Source organism: Streptococcus bovimastitidis (genome assembly GCF_001885095.1).
GTDB lineage: Bacteria > Bacillota > Bacilli > Lactobacillales > Streptococcaceae > Streptococcus > Streptococcus bovimastitidis.
On the sequence record NZ_LZDD01000002.1, the window covers coordinates 347,739 to 365,670 of the forward strand.

Annotated in this window: 18 protein-coding genes and 1 other RNA gene; 1 reads left to right on the forward strand and 18 read right to left on the reverse strand. The window is 37.9% G+C overall.

The genetic code is table 11. From position 1 onward, the window contains the following. Positions 1-52: 52 nt before the first annotated feature. From dapD to tgt, 14 genes are all read right to left on the reverse strand, one after another. Entirely contained in the window at positions 53-751 is a 699-nt protein-coding gene (gene dapD, locus A9Q68_RS07460) for a 2,3,4,5-tetrahydropyridine-2,6-dicarboxylate N-acetyltransferase (protein ID WP_071794056.1), read from the reverse strand. A 145-nt stretch (positions 752-896) separates the two neighbouring features. Continuing rightward, the gene (locus A9Q68_RS07465) at positions 897-1,262 is read right to left on the reverse strand and encodes a PTS glucitol/sorbitol transporter subunit IIA (protein ID WP_071794058.1); all 366 of its coding nucleotides are present in this window, start codon (positions 1,260-1,262) and stop codon (positions 897-899) included. Between the two features lie 30 nt (positions 1,263-1,292). Beyond that, the gene (srlE, locus tag A9Q68_RS07470; protein WP_071794060.1) at positions 1,293-2,282 is read right to left on the reverse strand and encodes a PTS glucitol/sorbitol transporter subunit IIB; all 990 of its coding nucleotides are present in this window, start codon (positions 2,280-2,282) and stop codon (positions 1,293-1,295) included. 29 nt (positions 2,283-2,311) lie between these two features. After that, positions 2,312-2,854, reverse strand: a complete 543-nt coding sequence (gene srlA, locus A9Q68_RS07475; protein ID WP_071794062.1) for a PTS glucitol/sorbitol transporter subunit IIC — start codon at positions 2,852-2,854, stop codon at positions 2,312-2,314. 14 nt (positions 2,855-2,868) lie between these two features. Further along, on the reverse strand, positions 2,869-3,348 hold the full coding sequence (locus A9Q68_RS07480; protein ID WP_071794064.1) for a transcriptional regulator GutM: 480 nt from the start codon (positions 3,346-3,348) through the stop codon (positions 2,869-2,871). Continuing rightward, on the reverse strand, positions 3,348-5,213 hold the full coding sequence (locus A9Q68_RS07485; protein ID WP_071794066.1) for a BglG family transcription antiterminator: 1,866 nt from the start codon (positions 5,211-5,213) through the stop codon (positions 3,348-3,350). Before A9Q68_RS07485 ends, A9Q68_RS07480 begins: the two co-directional genes overlap by 1 nt. Before the next feature lie 21 nt (positions 5,214-5,234). Continuing rightward, complete coding sequence (locus A9Q68_RS07490) at positions 5,235-6,035, reverse strand: SDR family oxidoreductase (protein WP_071794068.1); 801 nt, start codon at positions 6,033-6,035, stop codon at positions 5,235-5,237. 139 nt (positions 6,036-6,174) lie between these two features. Next, positions 6,175-7,524 (reverse strand): glucose-6-phosphate isomerase, encoded by a 1,350-nt coding sequence (locus tag A9Q68_RS07495; protein WP_071794070.1) that lies wholly within the window; start codon positions 7,522-7,524, stop codon positions 6,175-6,177. A 135-nt stretch (positions 7,525-7,659) separates the two neighbouring features. Further along, positions 7,660-7,756, reverse strand: an RNA gene (gene ffs / locus A9Q68_RS07500) — signal recognition particle sRNA small type. 11 nt (positions 7,757-7,767) lie between these two features. Beyond that, positions 7,768-8,292 carry a tRNA adenosine(34) deaminase TadA gene (gene tadA, locus A9Q68_RS07505; protein ID WP_071794072.1) on the reverse strand — a complete coding sequence of 175 codons (525 nt, stop codon included), beginning with the start codon at positions 8,290-8,292 and terminating at the stop codon, positions 7,768-7,770. Beyond that, positions 8,292-9,071, reverse strand: coding sequence for an MBL fold metallo-hydrolase (locus A9Q68_RS07510; protein ID WP_071794074.1), 780 nt, complete (start codon positions 9,069-9,071; stop codon positions 8,292-8,294). Before A9Q68_RS07510 ends, tadA begins: the two co-directional genes overlap by 1 nt. A gap of 125 nt (positions 9,072-9,196) precedes the next feature. Beyond that, complete coding sequence (locus A9Q68_RS07515; protein WP_071794077.1) at positions 9,197-9,733, reverse strand: biotin transporter BioY; 537 nt, start codon at positions 9,731-9,733, stop codon at positions 9,197-9,199. A gap of 2 nt (positions 9,734-9,735) precedes the next feature. Further along, positions 9,736-10,041 carry a CHY zinc finger protein gene (locus tag A9Q68_RS07520; protein ID WP_071794079.1) on the reverse strand — a complete coding sequence of 102 codons (306 nt, stop codon included), beginning with the start codon at positions 10,039-10,041 and terminating at the stop codon, positions 9,736-9,738. Positions 10,042-10,150: 109 nt separating this feature from the next. Further along, positions 10,151-11,293 carry a tRNA guanosine(34) transglycosylase Tgt gene (gene tgt / locus A9Q68_RS07525; protein WP_071794081.1) on the reverse strand — a complete coding sequence of 381 codons (1,143 nt, stop codon included), beginning with the start codon at positions 11,291-11,293 and terminating at the stop codon, positions 10,151-10,153. Positions 11,294-11,478: 185 nt separating this feature from the next. On the opposite strand from tgt, the gene A9Q68_RS07530 reads away from it, so the two are divergent. Then, on the forward strand, positions 11,479-12,252 hold the full coding sequence (locus A9Q68_RS07530) for a DUF975 family protein (RefSeq protein ID WP_071794082.1): 774 nt from the start codon (positions 11,479-11,481) through the stop codon (positions 12,250-12,252). Between the two features lie 56 nt (positions 12,253-12,308). Here the strand turns inward: A9Q68_RS07530 and perR are convergent, their stop codons facing one another. From perR to A9Q68_RS07550, 4 genes are all read right to left on the reverse strand, one after another. Further along, complete coding sequence (gene perR, locus A9Q68_RS07535) at positions 12,309-12,779, reverse strand: peroxide-responsive transcriptional repressor PerR (protein WP_071794084.1); 471 nt, start codon at positions 12,777-12,779, stop codon at positions 12,309-12,311. A 41-nt stretch (positions 12,780-12,820) separates the two neighbouring features. Next, positions 12,821-13,252, reverse strand: a complete 432-nt coding sequence (locus A9Q68_RS07540) for a CoA-binding protein (RefSeq protein ID WP_071794086.1) — start codon at positions 13,250-13,252, stop codon at positions 12,821-12,823. Positions 13,253-13,454: 202 nt separating this feature from the next. Continuing rightward, the gene (gene polA, locus A9Q68_RS07545; RefSeq protein WP_071794088.1) at positions 13,455-16,100 is read right to left on the reverse strand and encodes a DNA polymerase I; all 2,646 of its coding nucleotides are present in this window, start codon (positions 16,098-16,100) and stop codon (positions 13,455-13,457) included. Between the two features lie 98 nt (positions 16,101-16,198). Next, entirely contained in the window at positions 16,199-17,932 is a 1,734-nt protein-coding gene (locus tag A9Q68_RS07550; protein ID WP_071794090.1) for an ABC transporter permease/substrate binding protein, read from the reverse strand.

Consider the following 17,932-nt stretch of genomic DNA (forward strand, 5'->3'; position numbering starts at 1 on the left):
CCTTAATAGAAAATCCCGTGCTAAGCACGGGATTAATCACCGATTTCAAAAATTAGATTAAACGCAAGGCTTCTTCCAAGGCCGTTTTTTGTTGTGTTTGGGCATCAATTTCTTTAATAATACGCGCTGGCACACCACCAACCACAACATTTTCAGGAACATTTTGCGTTACAATTGCCCCTGCAGCAACAACTGAACCATTACCAACATGAACACCTTCAATAACAACAGCGTTGGCACCAATTAAGACGTTATCGCCAATTCTAACAGGTTCCGCACTTGCTGGTTCAATAACACCAGCTAGGACAGCTCCAGCCCCGATGTGACTATTTTTACCAACCGTAGCACGACCCCCAAGGATAGCTCCCATATCGATCATTGTCCCAGAGCCAACTTCAGCACCAATATTGAGGATAGCACCCATCATAATAACGGCATTATCACCAATGCTGACTTGGTCACGAATAATAGCACCCGGTTCAATTCGAGCGTTCAATTCACGTTTGTCCAAAAGTGGAACAGCCGAATTACGAGCATCTTGCTCCACCACATAATCAGCATTTTCTTCTAAGCCAACTAGCAAAGGCGCAATATCTTTCCAGTCACCAAAGAGAACATTGCCCAGCTTAAGTACAGAATTCGGTACCCATTCAGCCAACTGACCTTGATAGGTTACCTTTACAGGTGTTTTTTTCTCTGCATTTCCAATAAATGCAATAATTTCTTGTGCTGACATTTTTTCTACTGTCATAGTGATTCTCCCTTGGACTTTTATCTATTATAACAAATTTTCAGAAAATTGGCTAAGTTTTAGAATTATTTTTTAAGGACAAAAAAAACCCGTTTGGGGGCTTTAAATAAATTAGGAGGGTAAATACTAAATGGTAACGTTACATTTAATTCCAAAAAGAAACAATACTACCTTCACTAATAACTGGTCCTCTATTGCCATCAACATGTAAGGTCCCTGGTAAAGAAGCTTGACTTGAACCATCAAAAGTTATAGTGATGTGACCTAGGTTACTCAAGTTTTTGTTGACAAGATTACCTACAGCAGTTATTGTGAATTCTAAATCATCAATTTTTAAACGTCCGCCACTCATAATATCATCATTAAGATTTTTATTATCAATTGTAAAACAATATTCTGCTAAATCAGCAGGAGCTCCATGTCCGAAAAGAATAAGCATATTTGCACCATTGATCATTTCTTCTGCTTCTGGTCCAACAGCGACAATTTTAGTTTCAAATATTTTTACCATTTATATAACCCCTATTTCTAAATTTTTTCTTTATTGATATAATCCAATACTTGCAATCCAAGCAACAATAACTCTAGGTACCCCATTCAAAAAGCGTGAATAAAGAACTGAAGGTACTCCAACTTCAACTGTTTCAGATTTAGCTTCTGATAAACCCAGAGCTACTGGTATAAAGTCACATCCATTTTGCGTATTGATGGCAAAAAGTGCTGGTAATGCCATTTGTGGAGGAATGGTACCTTTACCAATTTCAACCCCAATCAAAGTTCCAATGATCTGTGAGATAACTGCTCCTGGTCCTAATAATGGAGATAAGAATGGTAACGAACAGATGAAACCAATAATAACTAATCCCCAAATATTTCCAGCTAATGGTACCATCAATTTAGCTAACCAATTCCCAATACCAGAACCTTGAATAAATCCGATTAATAAGGATACAAAAGCCATAAAGGGCAAAATAGTGTTAAGCAAAGTTTGAATAGCTTCACGAGCTGCCTGATTAAAGGTCGCAACCACTTTACCAGCACCCATACCAATACGGGCAATAAAACTAGATTGTGCACGTTGCTCAGTAATTTTCTTGCTTGTATCATAACTTGTTGTTTTAGCTTGGTTCAGGTTATTTTGACTTACCACTACTGAATCATCGGTAGCTTCAATTTGATTAAGGCCAACTGCTGATACATAAATATCTTCCGTAATATATTGCGCAAGAGGCCCACTCTTACCAGTAGGAACTACATTGATTGTTGGGATACCTTTTTTAGGATAAATTCCACAGCGTAATGTTCCTCCACAGTCAACAATTGCTAAAGCAATTTCTTCATCTGGAATTGAAGTTTTGAAGCCATTAACGGCTTCCATGCCAGTCAAAGCTGAGATTTTATCAACGATTTCAGGTTTTTCTCCACCTCCGGTGATATAAATAAATTTATGTTTTTCTTCTGTTGGTGTAATAACGAGAGGTCCACCAAAACCACCACTACCTTTTACAACTTTGATACTTTGATATGTCATCTTCATTCTCACTTTCTGTCTTTTATCAATTAATCTAATGTCTTACTTAATGTAACACCTTGTTGTTTTGAAACGTAAGCTGTAGTAAAATCAGTTACCCAGCCACTGACAAAATTCATAATTAAACCAACTAACATATAACGGATGGCAAGGTCCATTTGGCTAAGTCCAAGTGTTTTTATTCCTGATGCAATTCCCATCCAAACAAAAAGTTCACCTGGATTGATATGTGGAAAGACTCCATTTGATGTATGACAAAATTGCATTTGAGAGGCAACATAACTTGGTTTATAGTACTCCGGCATAAATCGACCCATACTAATGGCCATCGGATTCCCTAGCATAAATGCTGAGATAAATGGAAGAATCATATATCGGCTAACTGGGTTTTTCGCTGAGATTTGAGCTAATTTATTAACTTTATCTTCACCAAGCAGTGCAATAAGGGCATTCATTGCTACTAATAACATTAAGACTACTGGTACAATTCCTGTCATCCAACTGACAAAGGTCTCGCCCCCTAATTGGAAGAGTTTCATAAAGCCTTCAGCAAATTTAGTGATGTATTCCATATTATTTTACTCCTTTAAAATTTATTTTTTTGAATTTTGAATCTTGAAACTAAGTTTTTAACGTGAAAATCAATATCAAAAGCAGACGCATATTTTGTTACTTCTTGGTATGAACCTGCTTCAGTTCTAACAAATAAATCTCTTGCATCTTCAATTGCGATTTGAAGAAGTCTATTTTCTTTGCGAACTAAGGAATTATAAGAGTCTAGATAGTGTATGTCTTGATTAATAAATTGCGGCATTTGCTGGAATTTTGCAGCTACTGTTACACCTTGCATTTTTTGAGCGTCCAAAACTAAACCTTTCTCATCGATCGCTAACATAACAATAGTACCTGATTTGATTTTCCCTGACCTTCTACCAATAGCCACTCTTCCTTTTTTTCTCATAACTGAATAGACCTGATTGAAGTGTTTCAGTTGGCGCAAACCTAAAAGAATTTGAACAAGATATGCAATAATAATAATTATTGCAAAAATAATAACTCTATCCATTAAAATATTCCTTTTTCTTTCGTTAGTTCTATAAAATCTTCTTCGTCGATTACCTTACGGATAGCTTCTTTTAACTCATCATTACTTGCAACACGAAAAATGTCATCATATAACTCAATGAGATCAGCTTCTATTTGACTCTCTACTCGATTCGGGATAGCAACCATGAAGATAAATTCAACCTGATTATCATCCTCTTGATGGACTTTTTCTAAAATACCTAAAAGTAAAATTGTTTTTGTATCTATTTGATTAATGGTATGAGGAAAAGCAATGCGATTACCGAATATTGTTGATTGTTGCTTTTCGCGACTAATGATGCGTTGCTCAAAACCCTCATCAACAAGTTTCTTTTCTGAAAGATAGTTAGTCATTTCTAGAAGATAATCTTGATAATTTTCCTTTGGAGACAATCTAACAAAATGTAATGCTGTTGATACTAAATTCTTTTGATGGTAGAATTGTAATTTTTGCCATTCATTTTGTAACCATTGATCATCAAATAAATTTGTTATTTGAACAACAGGAGATTTTAGTTGTCCAAATTTTAGTGGGATTGTTGTGAAAATAGCAAAATAATGGTCATTTTGTTCAGGACAAAATTGCTCTTCTGAAAATTGTTCAATTTCAATATCTCTACCAAGAACGCTCATTAAGCGCCGGCAAATCATATTTGCTGTTCCTCTTCCAGTTGTACAAACAACCGCAATCTTTTTCGAACCTATTTCTGTTTGTGCTTCTTTATCCCGCATCATCATTTCAAAATATAATGCTAAATAACTCTTTTCTGAAGGCTGAACAGAATAACCAAAAATTTCTGATAAGACTTCTGTTGCCACATTTGCCATTTCAAATGCTAGAGGGTATTTGTTTTTTATCTCTCCATGAAAAATATCGTTAGCTTGAATATGAAATATAAGTCTATTTATTAAAAACTTAAAATGTGTTTCAAGCTCTTGATATAATTGATCTTTCTCAAAATTTACAAGTAATGTTTCTTTAACTCGAGAAATCATCTGAAGATAAATATCATAAAGTTTTTCATCTTTTATACTTTCATATTCCAGTCCATCAATGTACTGGATATTCAAGGGAAAGGCAATAAACTGACGTTCAAAAAAACTTAGCGAGATCTGATAGGTTAGTTCTATGTGATAGACAAGCTCCTCAATAAAAGAAGTCATTTGAACTTCGTGGCTGTAATAAATAATTGGATAATCCACATAATTACCTTTACTTACTCTAGCAATTGTAATAGCTAAGGTTTTTGATAGTAATTCCTGTATTTTATGAGGAAGTTTCAAGTCTTTATAAAGCTTGTCCAAAAATACGATTGTCTCATATTTCAAGGTGTTCCCATCGAAGTAATTAAATACTTGATGAATATAAAGCAACCTTAAATTATGTTCATCTCCATTTATTTCAATGCCATGATTTGGTTTGCCAACAACAGAAACAGAATAATCTTGAGCTATTCTTTTAACAACTTTTAAGTCTTTATTTAAAGTCCCCCTACTAACGCCAACTTCCTCAGCAAGTTCATCGATCGTTAATGAGTTTTTGCAATTTATTAGTTTTTTGATTAAATAGGCAACGCGCTTACTGGACGAATTAAAGTCACTCTGTTTTCTTAAACTACCAGAAAGTACTGTCTCTAATCTTGTATAATCAAAGACTTGCATTTGAAGTTTATTTTGTTTTTGAATGATTCTAATGTCGTCATCTAACAAATCGTTTAATTGGTCGATACTCTTCATCAACGTTTGATTGCTAATATTAAGAGCAGTTTTCAAAGTATCAATGTCCACTTCGTGTTGTGCAACTAAAGGCTCTATTATTTGATACCATCGATTTACTAACGTCACTATTCACTTCCTTATCTATTACTATCCTCTAGTCTTACCACCTGCCACATTTGTTGTAATTCCAGTAATATAGCTTGAACGATCTGAAATATAATAGGCTACCAGATCAGCAACTTCACTGAGTTTTCCACTTCTACCTAATGGTGTTGTACTTGTGGATGAATAGCCTTCTCTAATTTGTTCAACAGTTTTATTTCTAGTATAGCCTAACGCTTCCTCATATGCCAATGTGCGCAAACCTGTCGCTTCCATAATACCAGGTGCAATACCAACGACACGAACCCCATGTTTACCAAGTTCTTTAGCCCAAGAACGCGTGTAGCTATATACAGCAGCCTTTGTTGCCGCATAAGCACTTTGTCCTTCTGAACCTTCCAATCCTGCTTCAGACGCCATGTTAATAATGACACCAGATTGTTTTTCAACTAGAATTCTTCCTACTGATTGACTAACTAAATACAGACCTTTTTGATTAATCATGGTAATTTTTTCAAAAGTTTCATCATCAAGTTCATACTTTCCATGAGGATCCTTAGGATCAATTAGCAAACGAGGAACATTAATACCTGCATTATTAACTAATGCATCAATAGTTCCAAATTGTTCAACAACTTGACTTACCGCAGCCTCAACTTGTTCACGAGACGTTACATCTACCTGAACAAAAAGTAAATTGTCATGTTTTAAGCCATTATCTTGAATGTCAAAATTAGCAACTTTAACATCCAGCTCTAATAGTTCTTCTACGATAGCTTTACCTATCCCAGATGAGGCACCCGTAACGACTACGGTTTTTCCTGATATGTTTAACCAGTCTGTCATAATAACTCTCCTTCAAATTATTTTGCGACTCTATTATAAAACGTTTACAACTAATAATTAAGACAGTCATTTTTCTAGATTTTAAAAATTTACTATACTAATAAAAAAAAAGCCCCGATTGGGGCTTATCTAGTCAACATTATAGGCGTGCGTTTAATTCAGCACCTAGTTCTTCAAATCCCGGTTTACCTAAAAGGGCAAACATGTTTTTCTTGTATGCTTCTACACCTGGTTGGTCAAATGGGTTAACACCATTTAAGTAACCTGATAAAGCAATAGCAATTTCGAAAAAGTAGATTGTGTATCCAAGAGTGAACTCATCTTGGCTAGGAATAGTCAAGTGCGTGTTTGGAACGCCACCATCTGTGTGGGCAAGAAGAACACCGTCAGTGGCTTTTTTGTTTACGAAGTCAACATCTTTTCCTTGTAAGTAACCTAAGCCATCAAGATCGGCTTCTTCAGTAGGAATTGTGATGTTTTGACGTGGTTTATCAACACGGATAACTGTTTCGAAGAGGTTACGGTAGCCTTCTTGAATAAATTGTCCTAATGAGTGTAAGTCTGTTGAGAAGTTAGCTGAAGTTGGATAAATACCTTTTTGATCTTTACCTTCTGACTCACCAGCTAATTGTTTCCACCACTCACTGAAGTATTGAAGAGATGGTTCGTAGTTGGCAAAGACCTCAGTAACATAGCCTTTACGGTAAAGGATGTTACGGATAACAGCATATTGGTAAGCTTCATTTTCAGAAATTTTATCTGAAGTGTAAGTTTGACGAGCTGCGTTTGCACCTTCCATCAATTTAGTGATATCTGCACCAGAAGCAGCAATTGGAAGTAATCCAACTGGTGTTAATACGGTGAAACGACCACCAACGCTGTCTGGAACAACGAAAGTTTCCCAACCATTCGCATCAGCTTCAACTTTAACAGCTCCTTTAGCTTTATCAGTTGTTGCATAAATGCGTTTATTTGCTTCGTCTTTACCATATTTTTTAACAAGTAATTCTTTGAAAACACGGAAAGCAATTGCAGGTTCAGTTGTTGTACCTGATTTTGAAATCACGTTTACTGAGAAATCTTTGTCAGCTACGTAATCTACTAAGTCAGCAAGATAGTTTGATGAAATTGAATTTCCAGCATAAAGAATTTGTGGTGCTTTACGTTCATCAGCTGTTTGTAAATTAACGAATGAATGATTCAAGAAGTCAATTGCTGCTCGGGCACCTAAATATGAACCACCGATACCGATAACGACAAGAACTTGGCTATCAGATTGGATTTTAGCTGCTGCTTTTTGAATACGAGCAAATTCTTCTTTATCGTAATCTTCAGGAAGGTTCAACCAACCAGTCATTTCAGCACCTGGGCCAGTACCTTGACGTAAAGCTGCGTCAGCTGCGGAAACATGCATTTGCATGTAGTCCAATTCATGCGGTGCAACGAATTGTCCTAGTACTTTTGAATAATCAAATTTAATATGTGACATAATGTACCCCTTATAATTTTTGCGTTCACTACTATATTAACTCTTTGTCTCTTTTTTTTCAATCATTTTGAAGATATTTTCACAATATCTGAAAGTTATTTTCTTTTCAAGAAAATCATTGAAAATTTACCATTTTTCGACAAAAAAATAGAGCACACACCTGAAATCGCTTAGGGCTGCTGGATTCCTCCCCTGACCCACTTCACGCACAAGTGTTGCTCCAGTTATTATTCTACCATAAAATCATAAATTTGCAAGGTTCTGACTAGCTTCCTCTTTAGCCAGTTTTTTTGCTTCCTTCTTTTGCAAGCGTCCCTGACGGAAAAAATCTTGCATAATTTGAGCACATTCAGCTTCTAAAATCCCAGTTTCCAGGTCAACCCGATGATTAAGACGTTCATCTGTCAGAATCTGATAGAGACTTCCCGCTCCACCAAATTTTTGATTAGCAGCTCCAAAGATGACCTGAGGTATTCTAGCTAAACCAATAGCGCCACTACACATGACACAAGGTTCAATGGTCACAAATAAAGTGCTATCCAGAAGACGCCAGTTCCCGACAGAGGCGTTAGCCTCATTGATAGCCATGATTTCCGCATGCATAATGGCTTGATTAAGCTCCTCACGCGCATTATGGCCACGACCAATAATTTCCTTATCCTTGACAATAACACAGCCAATTGGAATCTCCGCCTTAGCTAAAGATTTTTCTGCCTCCAACAAGGCCTGCCTCATAAAGTATTCTTTTTCTTCCTGACTAAATTTCATTACTCCAAACTTCCTAAGTCCCAAGATAGCTGAGGAAAGGCTAATTCAACAGGAATTTGACCTGCATACTTTTGGGTTTCTTCTTTTAAAATTTCCAAATGACGTTTTGGGTCAATCCCTTGCGGAGGGACAGGGGGCATGTGGGTTAGAACAAGTTTCTTAACTCCAGCAGCCTGAGCCATTAGCCCTGCTTCTTTAGAGGTTAAATGGGCAAAATGATTTTCATTACCCTCATAAAGATAGACGTCTGCTAAAAAGAGATCCGCATCTTGCGCAAAAGTGGTCATATCCTCGAAATATCCCGTATCGGCAGTAAAGACAAGGACTTGACCAGTCTTTCTCTCAACAATTCGAAAAGCGTAACAAATAACCGGATGAACTGTTTTGATAAAAGCAATATCAAAGGGACCAATTGATTGAGACCCATGGACATCGTAGGCAACACCAACTGAGACATCTGGTAAACTTAATTTAGCAAATTCTTCCTTATCCTCATCATGAGCATAAATAGGTAAAACTTTAGCCTCACATAAATACTTTGGATAGAGTTGGCGGTAATGGCGTAAAACACCTAAATCAGCAACATGGTCAGGGTGATAATGACTAATTAAAACCGCATCTAAGTCCAAGGGATTGATGATTTTTTCCAATTCATTTAGGGCACGACTGCCACAATCCATTAACAATTGAAAACCATCATGACCTGTTAAGAGATAGGAGGTTGTTCCCTGATTTTGAAAAGGGTAACCACCCCAAGAACCTAAAGTTGTTATTTTCATATGCCTTTACCTACTTTCTTCCTTTCTAATATTATATCAAAAATCAGACATACTGGCTTTTTAGGAAAATAAGAACAAGCCTTCCAAGGAAGACTTGTTCCAAAAAGACGGTGTCTTTTTACTCACTATTTAGCATTAATGTAAGATTCACGCAACTTATAAGCAATTATAGTTGCAAGACCTGCTTTAATGGTATCACCTGGGATAAAGACCAAATTAGAGACTAAAGCAGCTCCAAGTGGCATACCTGTGTGGATGGACATCCAGGTAGCACCAATTAAGTCTACTAAGAGAACACCAGCCAACCAAATCAAAGCAAAGAGGATGACTTTGTTTTGCGACTGAAGGGCTTTATACAAGCCTGCAAAAACGAAAGGTACTAATAACCAGGCAAAAACATAACCTGCTGTTGGGCCCATAAAAACCGGTAAGGTTGTCGCTTTGCCTGAGAATACTGGAACAATAAAGCCAATCAGCATAAAGAGCAGAACAGAAAGACTCCCTCGTCTTCCACCAAGAATTAGAGCTGCCAACATAATCCCCATATTTTGGAGAACAATTGGGACCGGAATAAAACCCAAGGGAATGGCTGGGATAAAGCCTAAAATAATGATAAGTGTTGTCATCATGGCCATATAGGCTAGATCTTTGGTTTTAAACATGGTTACTCCTTTTTAAAATAGATATCTTTGTGAAGAGCACATTTAGGATTAAAGGCTTTTTGACAATAGGGACAAAATCCTTTCTGATAAGAAGCCAGGTTAAGCTGATTCTTACAGGCGCCACAGACTACTGGATAAACTTCTTCTTTACCGCTGGGCTCAAAGGGATGGTCTTCTAGTGAGTCGTGGCACTGATAACAGGCATAATATTTTTGACAGGCTTGGCATTTTAAAGTAGCAATATCCAAGTCACTATGATAATGTCGGCAACGTGATTCCTGATCTAAGTCAATTCCAAAATATTCCATATGAACTCTTTTCTGTAGCTTAGTTTAAGCTAATTCCAAAAACTTGTCAACCTCATTTTTGTTACTGGGTAACAAAAAGACAATTAAAAAACAGAGATCAACTCTGTTTTTAGAAATTACGGCTTGAAGTCTTGTAACCATAACGTTCAAGAAAATCTTCACGGAATTCCAAGAGGTTGTCATCCATAATAGCCTGACGTACTTTTTTCATAAGGTTTACCAAGAAGTAAAGGTTATGATAACTTGTTAAACGGATACCAAAGGTTTCATCAGCTTTCAATAAATGACGAATGTAGGCTCTGGTGTAGTTTTGACAAGTGTAGCAATCACAGTCGTGGTCAAGTGACGTAAAGTCTTCCGCAAACTTAGCATTTTTAACCACTAAACGGCCTTCGCTAGTCATACAAGTTCCATTACGAGCAATTCGAGTTGGAAGAACACAGTCAAACATATCAATTCCACGGATAACACCGTCAATTAAACTATCTGGTGCCCCAACTCCCATCAAGTAACGGGGTTTGTTTTCTGGTAATAAAGGTGTGGTAAAATCCAGGACAGCATTCATTTCTTCGTGAGTTTCGCCTACGGCCAGACCACCAACGGAATAACCTGCAAAGTCCATACCTACGAGATCTGCTGCTGATTGGCGACGTAAGTCTTCAAAACCAGCACCCTGAACGATACCAAAGAGTCCTTGGTCATGTGGACGTCGGTGAGCATTAAGTCCACGCTCAGCCCAACGACTTGTCCGTTCAATAGAATTTTTGACATAGTCATAGGGTTGATAGAATTGTGGACATTCATCAAAACTCATCATGATATCTGAACCAAGATTATTTTGAATAGAGATAGCCTTCTCAGGTGATAGGAACATTTTTGAACCGTTCAGATGATTTTTAAATGTCACCCCTTCTTCGGTGATGTTCCTTGAGTCTGCTAGAGAATAAACTTGGAAACCACCTGAATCGGTTAATATCGGTTGATCCCAGTTCATAAACTTGTGAAGGCCACCTGCTCTAGCTATCAATTCATCACCTGGACGTAACCAAAGATGATAAGTGTTAGATAGAATAATCCCAGAACCTATAGATTTGAGTTCTTCTGGAGATTGGGTTTTTACCGTCGCTTGTGTTCCGACTGGCATAAACATAGGTGTTGGAAAGGTCCCATGGGGTGTAATAATCTCTCCCAGACGAGCACCTGTGTACTTTTCTTTTTTGATGAGACGGTATTTAATAGGATGATCAGTCATTTTTTCCTCGCTTTCAAGAATAACAGTCTTGCGCTTTATTTGGCTAATATGAGCAAGTTACCTTGCTCTTTTTGCTTTCTTATTCTAACAGATTTTTGAGGATTTGTCATGGCAAATCACTAGCGTATAAGTATGAAAAGATTGAAGCCTTATGCTATAATAAAGACTAGACAAAAGGAGCCCCAATGAAATCATCAGACTTTAAAAAACAGGCAAAAAGCCTACTAAAAAACTTGCCTGGCAAACAACAACTTTTTTTTATTCCCATTATCTTTATCATTGCACTTATCGCTGTTCAAATCCACCAAAATGCCATAATTGATTCAGGAGTCCAAACATCTGTTTTTGCCGATTTATTCCCAACTTTACTCAATATTTTAGCTAGTTTCTTTGGGCTATCAGCCACTTTTACCATGCTAAAAGTCATCCAAAATAAACAAAGAGAAGTGTCTTTCAATGACTTACCTCTTTCGTTTTCATCAAATCTATTTTGGAAAATTATCATTGTCGGTTTTATTAAATGGCTGTTACTAATCGTTTGGTCCCTCCTCTTCTTACTAGGGCTAGCTCTAGTAGTTTTAGGTATCTATATGAGGCAAAGTAATGGCTGGAGTACAGCTTTATGGGTACTCATCTCCGGAATCCTTATCGGTCTTATTGGTAGCACAATCTCTATCAACCGTCAATACGCCTATTCCAAAGTCAACCCTATTCTCTTTGAATTAGTTGAGAGCGGACAATACATTGGACCTGCTGACGTTATCGACCGTAGTGTTGCTTTAACCAAAGGTTATAAGTGGAAAAATTTCCTCCTTCACCTTACCTTTTTTGGCTGGCTACTCCTTTCCATCTTATCTTTTGGAATCCTATTTGTATATGTTTATCCCTATTTGATAACCAGCGAGCTTTATTTCTATGAACACTTAAAAATGCTGAAAGCAGAGACCCGTTCAAACTAAGATATATGAAAACACATAAAATAGCCACCTCTTCTGAGATGGCTATTTTTGTTAGACTAATAGAGTCGTTTACTTTTCTTTTGGCATTCTGGACAGATTCCATAGGCAATAATCGGAATACGAGTAATCCGATAGCCCGTTTGTACATAAGCCTCTTTTGCCACATCCATAACATCAACATCCATAAAGTCAGCAATTTTACCACAGTCTTCACAGACAACATTGACGTGTTGGTGACCCATAAAGTCATAATAGGTCGTTGAATCATTGGAAATTTTAATTTCTGAAACAAAACCTTCGTCTACAAGTACTTTTAAATTATTGTAGACTGTCGCTAAACTCATATTGGGAAAATCATCTTTCAAGTCCCGATAAATTTTGTCAGCACTTGGATGTTCTTGCGACAAGACCATATATGAAATAATAGCTTTACGGGTTTCCGTAATTCTAATATGTTTTTCACGTAGATGCTCTAAAACATTTTCAAAGGCATCTAAAGCTTGTTGGTTATGTGAATGAACATCCATAAACAATCTCCTTATTTTTCTAGCGGGTATTTATATTCTCATTATAACATGAAGTTACGGTAATCAATTTTTAGGCAACGATTCATGACAATAGCTTTTTTTCCGGCTGCTCTTAAAATAGCTTCTGCTTCCTGGTTTTCCAAGCCCAGTTGTGCCCAAAAAACTTTGGCGTCTGTTTCTAAAAATTCTTTAGCAACTTGCGGAAGAAACTCACTGCGTCTGAAGACGTCAACAATATCAACCGCTACTGGAATATCTTTTAAGCTAGCATAGACTCTTTCACCTAAGATTTCTTGTCCAACTAATTTGGGATTGACTGGAATAATCTGATATCCCATAGCCTGCATAAATTTAGCTACCCCATAGGCTGCTGTCTCTGTCCGATCTGACAAACCAACTACGGCAATTGTATTAGTTTCTTGCAGATAAGTTTTTATAGTTTCATCAGAAGGGTTTTGAAAATGATAGGTCATTTGTGCTCCTCTTTTTCTACGAGCTTAGATAAATCCAAACAAAACAGATTAGGATAAAAACTAGGGCAATCAAAAGCATTAGAACGTCTAGTTTCAAGATTTGTCATAGTAACCATTCATAGCCATTCATTGTCGTGCAAAAACCTTCTTTTTCATCCCATTATAACACAAGTTAGAAAAATGAGAAATATATTCTAAAAGGTTACTTGGCTTCGTACCATGACTGTCCAGAATTTTCGTCAGCCCGTAGTGGAACCGCTAATTCTACCGCGCTTTCCATGGTCTCTTTGACCAATTGTTTGACAGCGTCTAGCTCATCCTTAGGAACTTCTAAGACAATTTCATCGTGTACTTGTAGTAACATTTGAGCTTTAAAGGCACCATTCTCCAATGCCTTATCTAAATTAATCATGGCGATTTTGAGAATATCGGCTGCGCTTCCTTGAATTGGCGAGTTAATGGCTGTCCGCTCCGCAAAGGATCTGACGTTGAAATTGCGAGAGTTGATATCCGGTAATTCACGACGGCGTTTAAAGAGGGTTTCCACATAGCCCTTATCTTTGGCTTCGCGTACTACAGAATCCATGTAGTTTTTGATACCAGGGTAACGTTCAAAGTAGGTATCAATATAATCACGCGCCTGTTTACGACTAATACCCAAGTTGTTAGACAAGCCAAAATCTGAAATACCATAGACGATTCCAAAGTTAACGGCCTTAGCATTACGACGGTCATTAGCAGTTACATCTTCTTCCTTGTCGATACCAAAGACACGCATAGCAGTTGACGTATGGATGTCCGCATTTTCATTGAAGGCAGTAATTAAGTGGTCATCACCTGATATATGAGCCAAGACCCTTAATTCAATCTGTGAATAGTCTGAACTTAAGAGTAGAGAATCTGGTGCTGATGCTGTGAAAGCCTTACGAATCAAGCGTCCCTGCTCCATCCGGATTGGGATATTTTGCAAGTTAGGGTCAATACTAGACAGACGACCCGTTTGGGTTAAATCTTGAACATAACGGGTATGGATCTTACCGTCTTCCATAATGTAGTCTTGTAGACCAATTAAATAAGTCGATTGTAATTTTGTGATTTGACGATAGTCCAAAATTTTAGCAACAACAGGTGCAATTGGGGCCAAGCGTTCCAAAACATCAACAGCAGTTGAATAGCCTGTTTTGGTTTTCTTAGTCATTTCAAGAGGTAGTTGCATTTTCTCAAAGAGAATGACACCCAATTGTTTTGGTGAGTTAATATTGAATTCTTCACCCGCAAGCTCATAAATTTCTTTCGTCAAGGTTTCAATAATTTTCTTATTTTGCTCAGCCATCTCAACTAAGGTTTCTTTATTAACCTTAATCCCTCGGATTTCCATCTTAGCAAGCACATTGGCTAGAGGTAACTCAATGTTTTGGTAGAGGTCTTCTTGTTCATTAATAGCCAGTTTTTCTAACATGACTGGTTGACTTTCCACCAAGACAGCTACTTTACGGGCTAAGTGCGCAAAAAGAAGCTCTTTTTCTGGGAAGCCACGTTTAACCCCTTTACCATAAACCAGATCATCAGCTTCTAAAGGAATAGAGGTATGTTGACGAGCGATGGTTGATAGTTGGTTATCATCAACATTGGACAAGAGATAGTTGGCCAAACGGGCGTCATAAGCCACCTGCTCTAGGTCAATGTCCATATGACTTAGAAGGACCTTGACACGTTTAAAGTCGTAGGTTGCCATTGGTTTTTCCAAGACTTTTTTAAATAAGGGCTGGCGCAGCAAATCAGGGTTTTGACTCACATAAATGGCGTCTTTATTCCCCCAAGCAAAGCTCGAAATGGCTTGGCGGTGATAATTATCATTTAAAATTTCAAAATAGAAAAGGTCTTGGTCAGAGAACATGTCTTCTGTTACCTGATCAGTCACTTCCTGGTAGCTGATTTCAGCAACCGGTTCACTTGGCATTTGCCCTGTCAATGCTTCACGGAATTGATTGAATTCCATTTCTTCATAGAATTTCGCAAGACTTTCAATTTGTGGTCCATGGTAAACCAAGTCTTCTAAGCCAATGGTGATTGGCGCCTGAGTATTGATGGTTGCCAAAGTCTTAGACAGAAAGGCTTTTTCCTTATCATTAATCAAGTTTTCTTTCATTTTTGAAGCCTTGAAGCTATCAATATTGTCATAAATACCTTCTAGTGTTCCAAATTCATGCAGTAACTTGAGACCTGTTTTTTCACCAATTTTGGTAACCCCTGGAATATTATCTGATTTATCTCCCATTAAGGCTTTGAGGTCAATAAATTGATCAGGCGTCAGACCCATTTTTTCCATCAGGTAGGCCGGAGTGAATTCTTCAAATTCCGCCACTCCCTTTTTAGAAATCTCGACCACGGTATTCTCGTCAGTCAATTGAATCAAGTCCTTATCACCACTAACAATGGTCACATCGAAAGGCACTTCTGTCCGCTCAGCCATTTTATCAAGAGTCCCAATAATATCATCAGCTTCATAATTCGCTAAGTCATAGAAAGGCACCCCGAGAGCTGTCAGCATTTCACGGATATAAGGAAATTGCTCGCGGAATTCATCCGGAGTCTTAGCACGTCCAGCCTTGTAGTCGGCGTACATATCGGTCCGGAAAGTAGTTTTGCCCGCATCAAATGCCACCAGAATATGAGTCGGTTGGACCCGCTTCATCATATGGTCCAACATCAAGTGGAAGCCATAAATCGCATTGGTGTGTAGGCCTGACTGATTCCGGAAACGATCAATTTGATTGTACAGAGCGAAAAAGGCACGAAAGGCTACTGATGAGCCGTCAATTAATAATAATTTATTCTTGTTTTCCATAGCCTTATTATAACACAAGCCTTCTGGTTTCGACGTTTTTAAGCCATCGACAAAAAAGAGCCAAAGACAATTGTCATGGCTCTAAACATTTTAGGAGCTTATTTAGTATCGGTCCATTTCTTAACCTTATCTTTGTTGGCTTTAATCCATTTCTTAGCAGCATCTTCTGGTTTCATTCCATTATTCATGTCTAACATAACAGATTCCATATCTTCTGTTGTCCAGTAGAAATTGTCAACAATCTTATAAAGTTCTGGCATGTCTTTTTTCAAGCCCAAACGAGCAAGTGTTTGAATATTTTCTTCACCTCCAAGGGTTTTCTTAGGGTCTTTCAAATATTTCAAATCATATTTTGAGAACATCCAGTGTGGCGACCAACCGGTCACAATAATTTCTTCTTTATTCTTATAAGCTTGGTCTAAAGAGGTCGTCATAGCCCCTGTTGATGAAAGGACTAGTTCCCAATCAGACAAGTTTGGATAAGCTTTAATGGTTTTTTGTGTAGCAGTGGTAATCCCTGCACCCGGCTCAATACCAGTAATCTTTTTCTTAGCTTGATCTGATAAATCCTCAATACTATTAACATCTTTCATGTATTTAGGAACAACAAGACCTAATTTAGTCCCTTTCAAGTTAGGACCTAAATCATCAACCTGATCCTTGTATTTCTTCATGTGTTCCGCTTGCGTTACAGGTAACCATGGACTTACTGTAAAGTCAGCATTCCCGTTGGCAACTGTCTGCCACATAACGGCATTATCAAGTGGGGTCATCTCAACACGGTAGCCTTCCTGTTTTAGAACTTCCGCGATGACGTTGGTTGAAGCAATTTCAGAATCCCATTGCATATAGGCAATTTTGACTTTTTCACCCTTTTCACCAGAACCCCCAGCCATTGTTGTGAAAGAATGGCCAAGCGCTGCAAGAATAAAGAGCGCTAAGACAGCTAAACCAACCACTTTATTGGTCTTACCGGCTGCCGCTTTGTCTTCCTGCTTACTGTTGATACTTTGCGTTGTTCGGTCTAAAATAATGGCTAAAATAACCAAGGCTAAACCAGAAACAAAACCAGTACCGATATCAGCATGTTGTAAGGCTGACAAGACTTCGCGTCCAAGACCAGGCGCCCCAATCATCGAACCGGTAACCACCATTGAAAGGGCAAGCATCATGGTCTGGTTAATACCAGCCATAATAGTATTTTTAGCTAATGGTAACTCTACTTTTAAGAGCTTTTGTTGTGGCGTTGAACCGAAAGCGTCCGACGCTTCGACTAATTCTGTCGAAATGTTTCGAATTCCTAAATTGGTAAAACGAACCGTTGGGGGTAGGGCAAAGATAACAGATGCGAAGACCCCGGGAACCATCCCGATACCAAAGAAGGCAACAGCCGGAATCAGGTAGACGAAGGCCGGCATGGTTTGCATGAAGTCCAAAACGGGATTTATGATATTACGAACCATTGTACTTTTAGCCATCCAAATACCAAGAGGAACCCCGATAATAATGGAAATCAAACTAGCCACTAATACCAAGGTAAAGGTATTAATCAAATGTTCCCAGAGGCCCTGATTATAGATAAAGAGCAGCCCTAAGAAAGTAAAGATTGGGAGTGGCCACTTTTTCTTAGAGATGAAAAAGACTGCCACTGTGACTAAAAGAATAAATAACAATGGTGGGATAAAGAGGAGAACACTGGTCATCCAATCCATTAAGAAGCTACCAATGCTTTGCAGGATATCAAATAATCCAGAGAAGGTTTTGGTTAGCCATTCAGTAAATGATTCTACCAGCTTGGCTACTGGTAATTTTGTTTCTAATATCTTATTCAA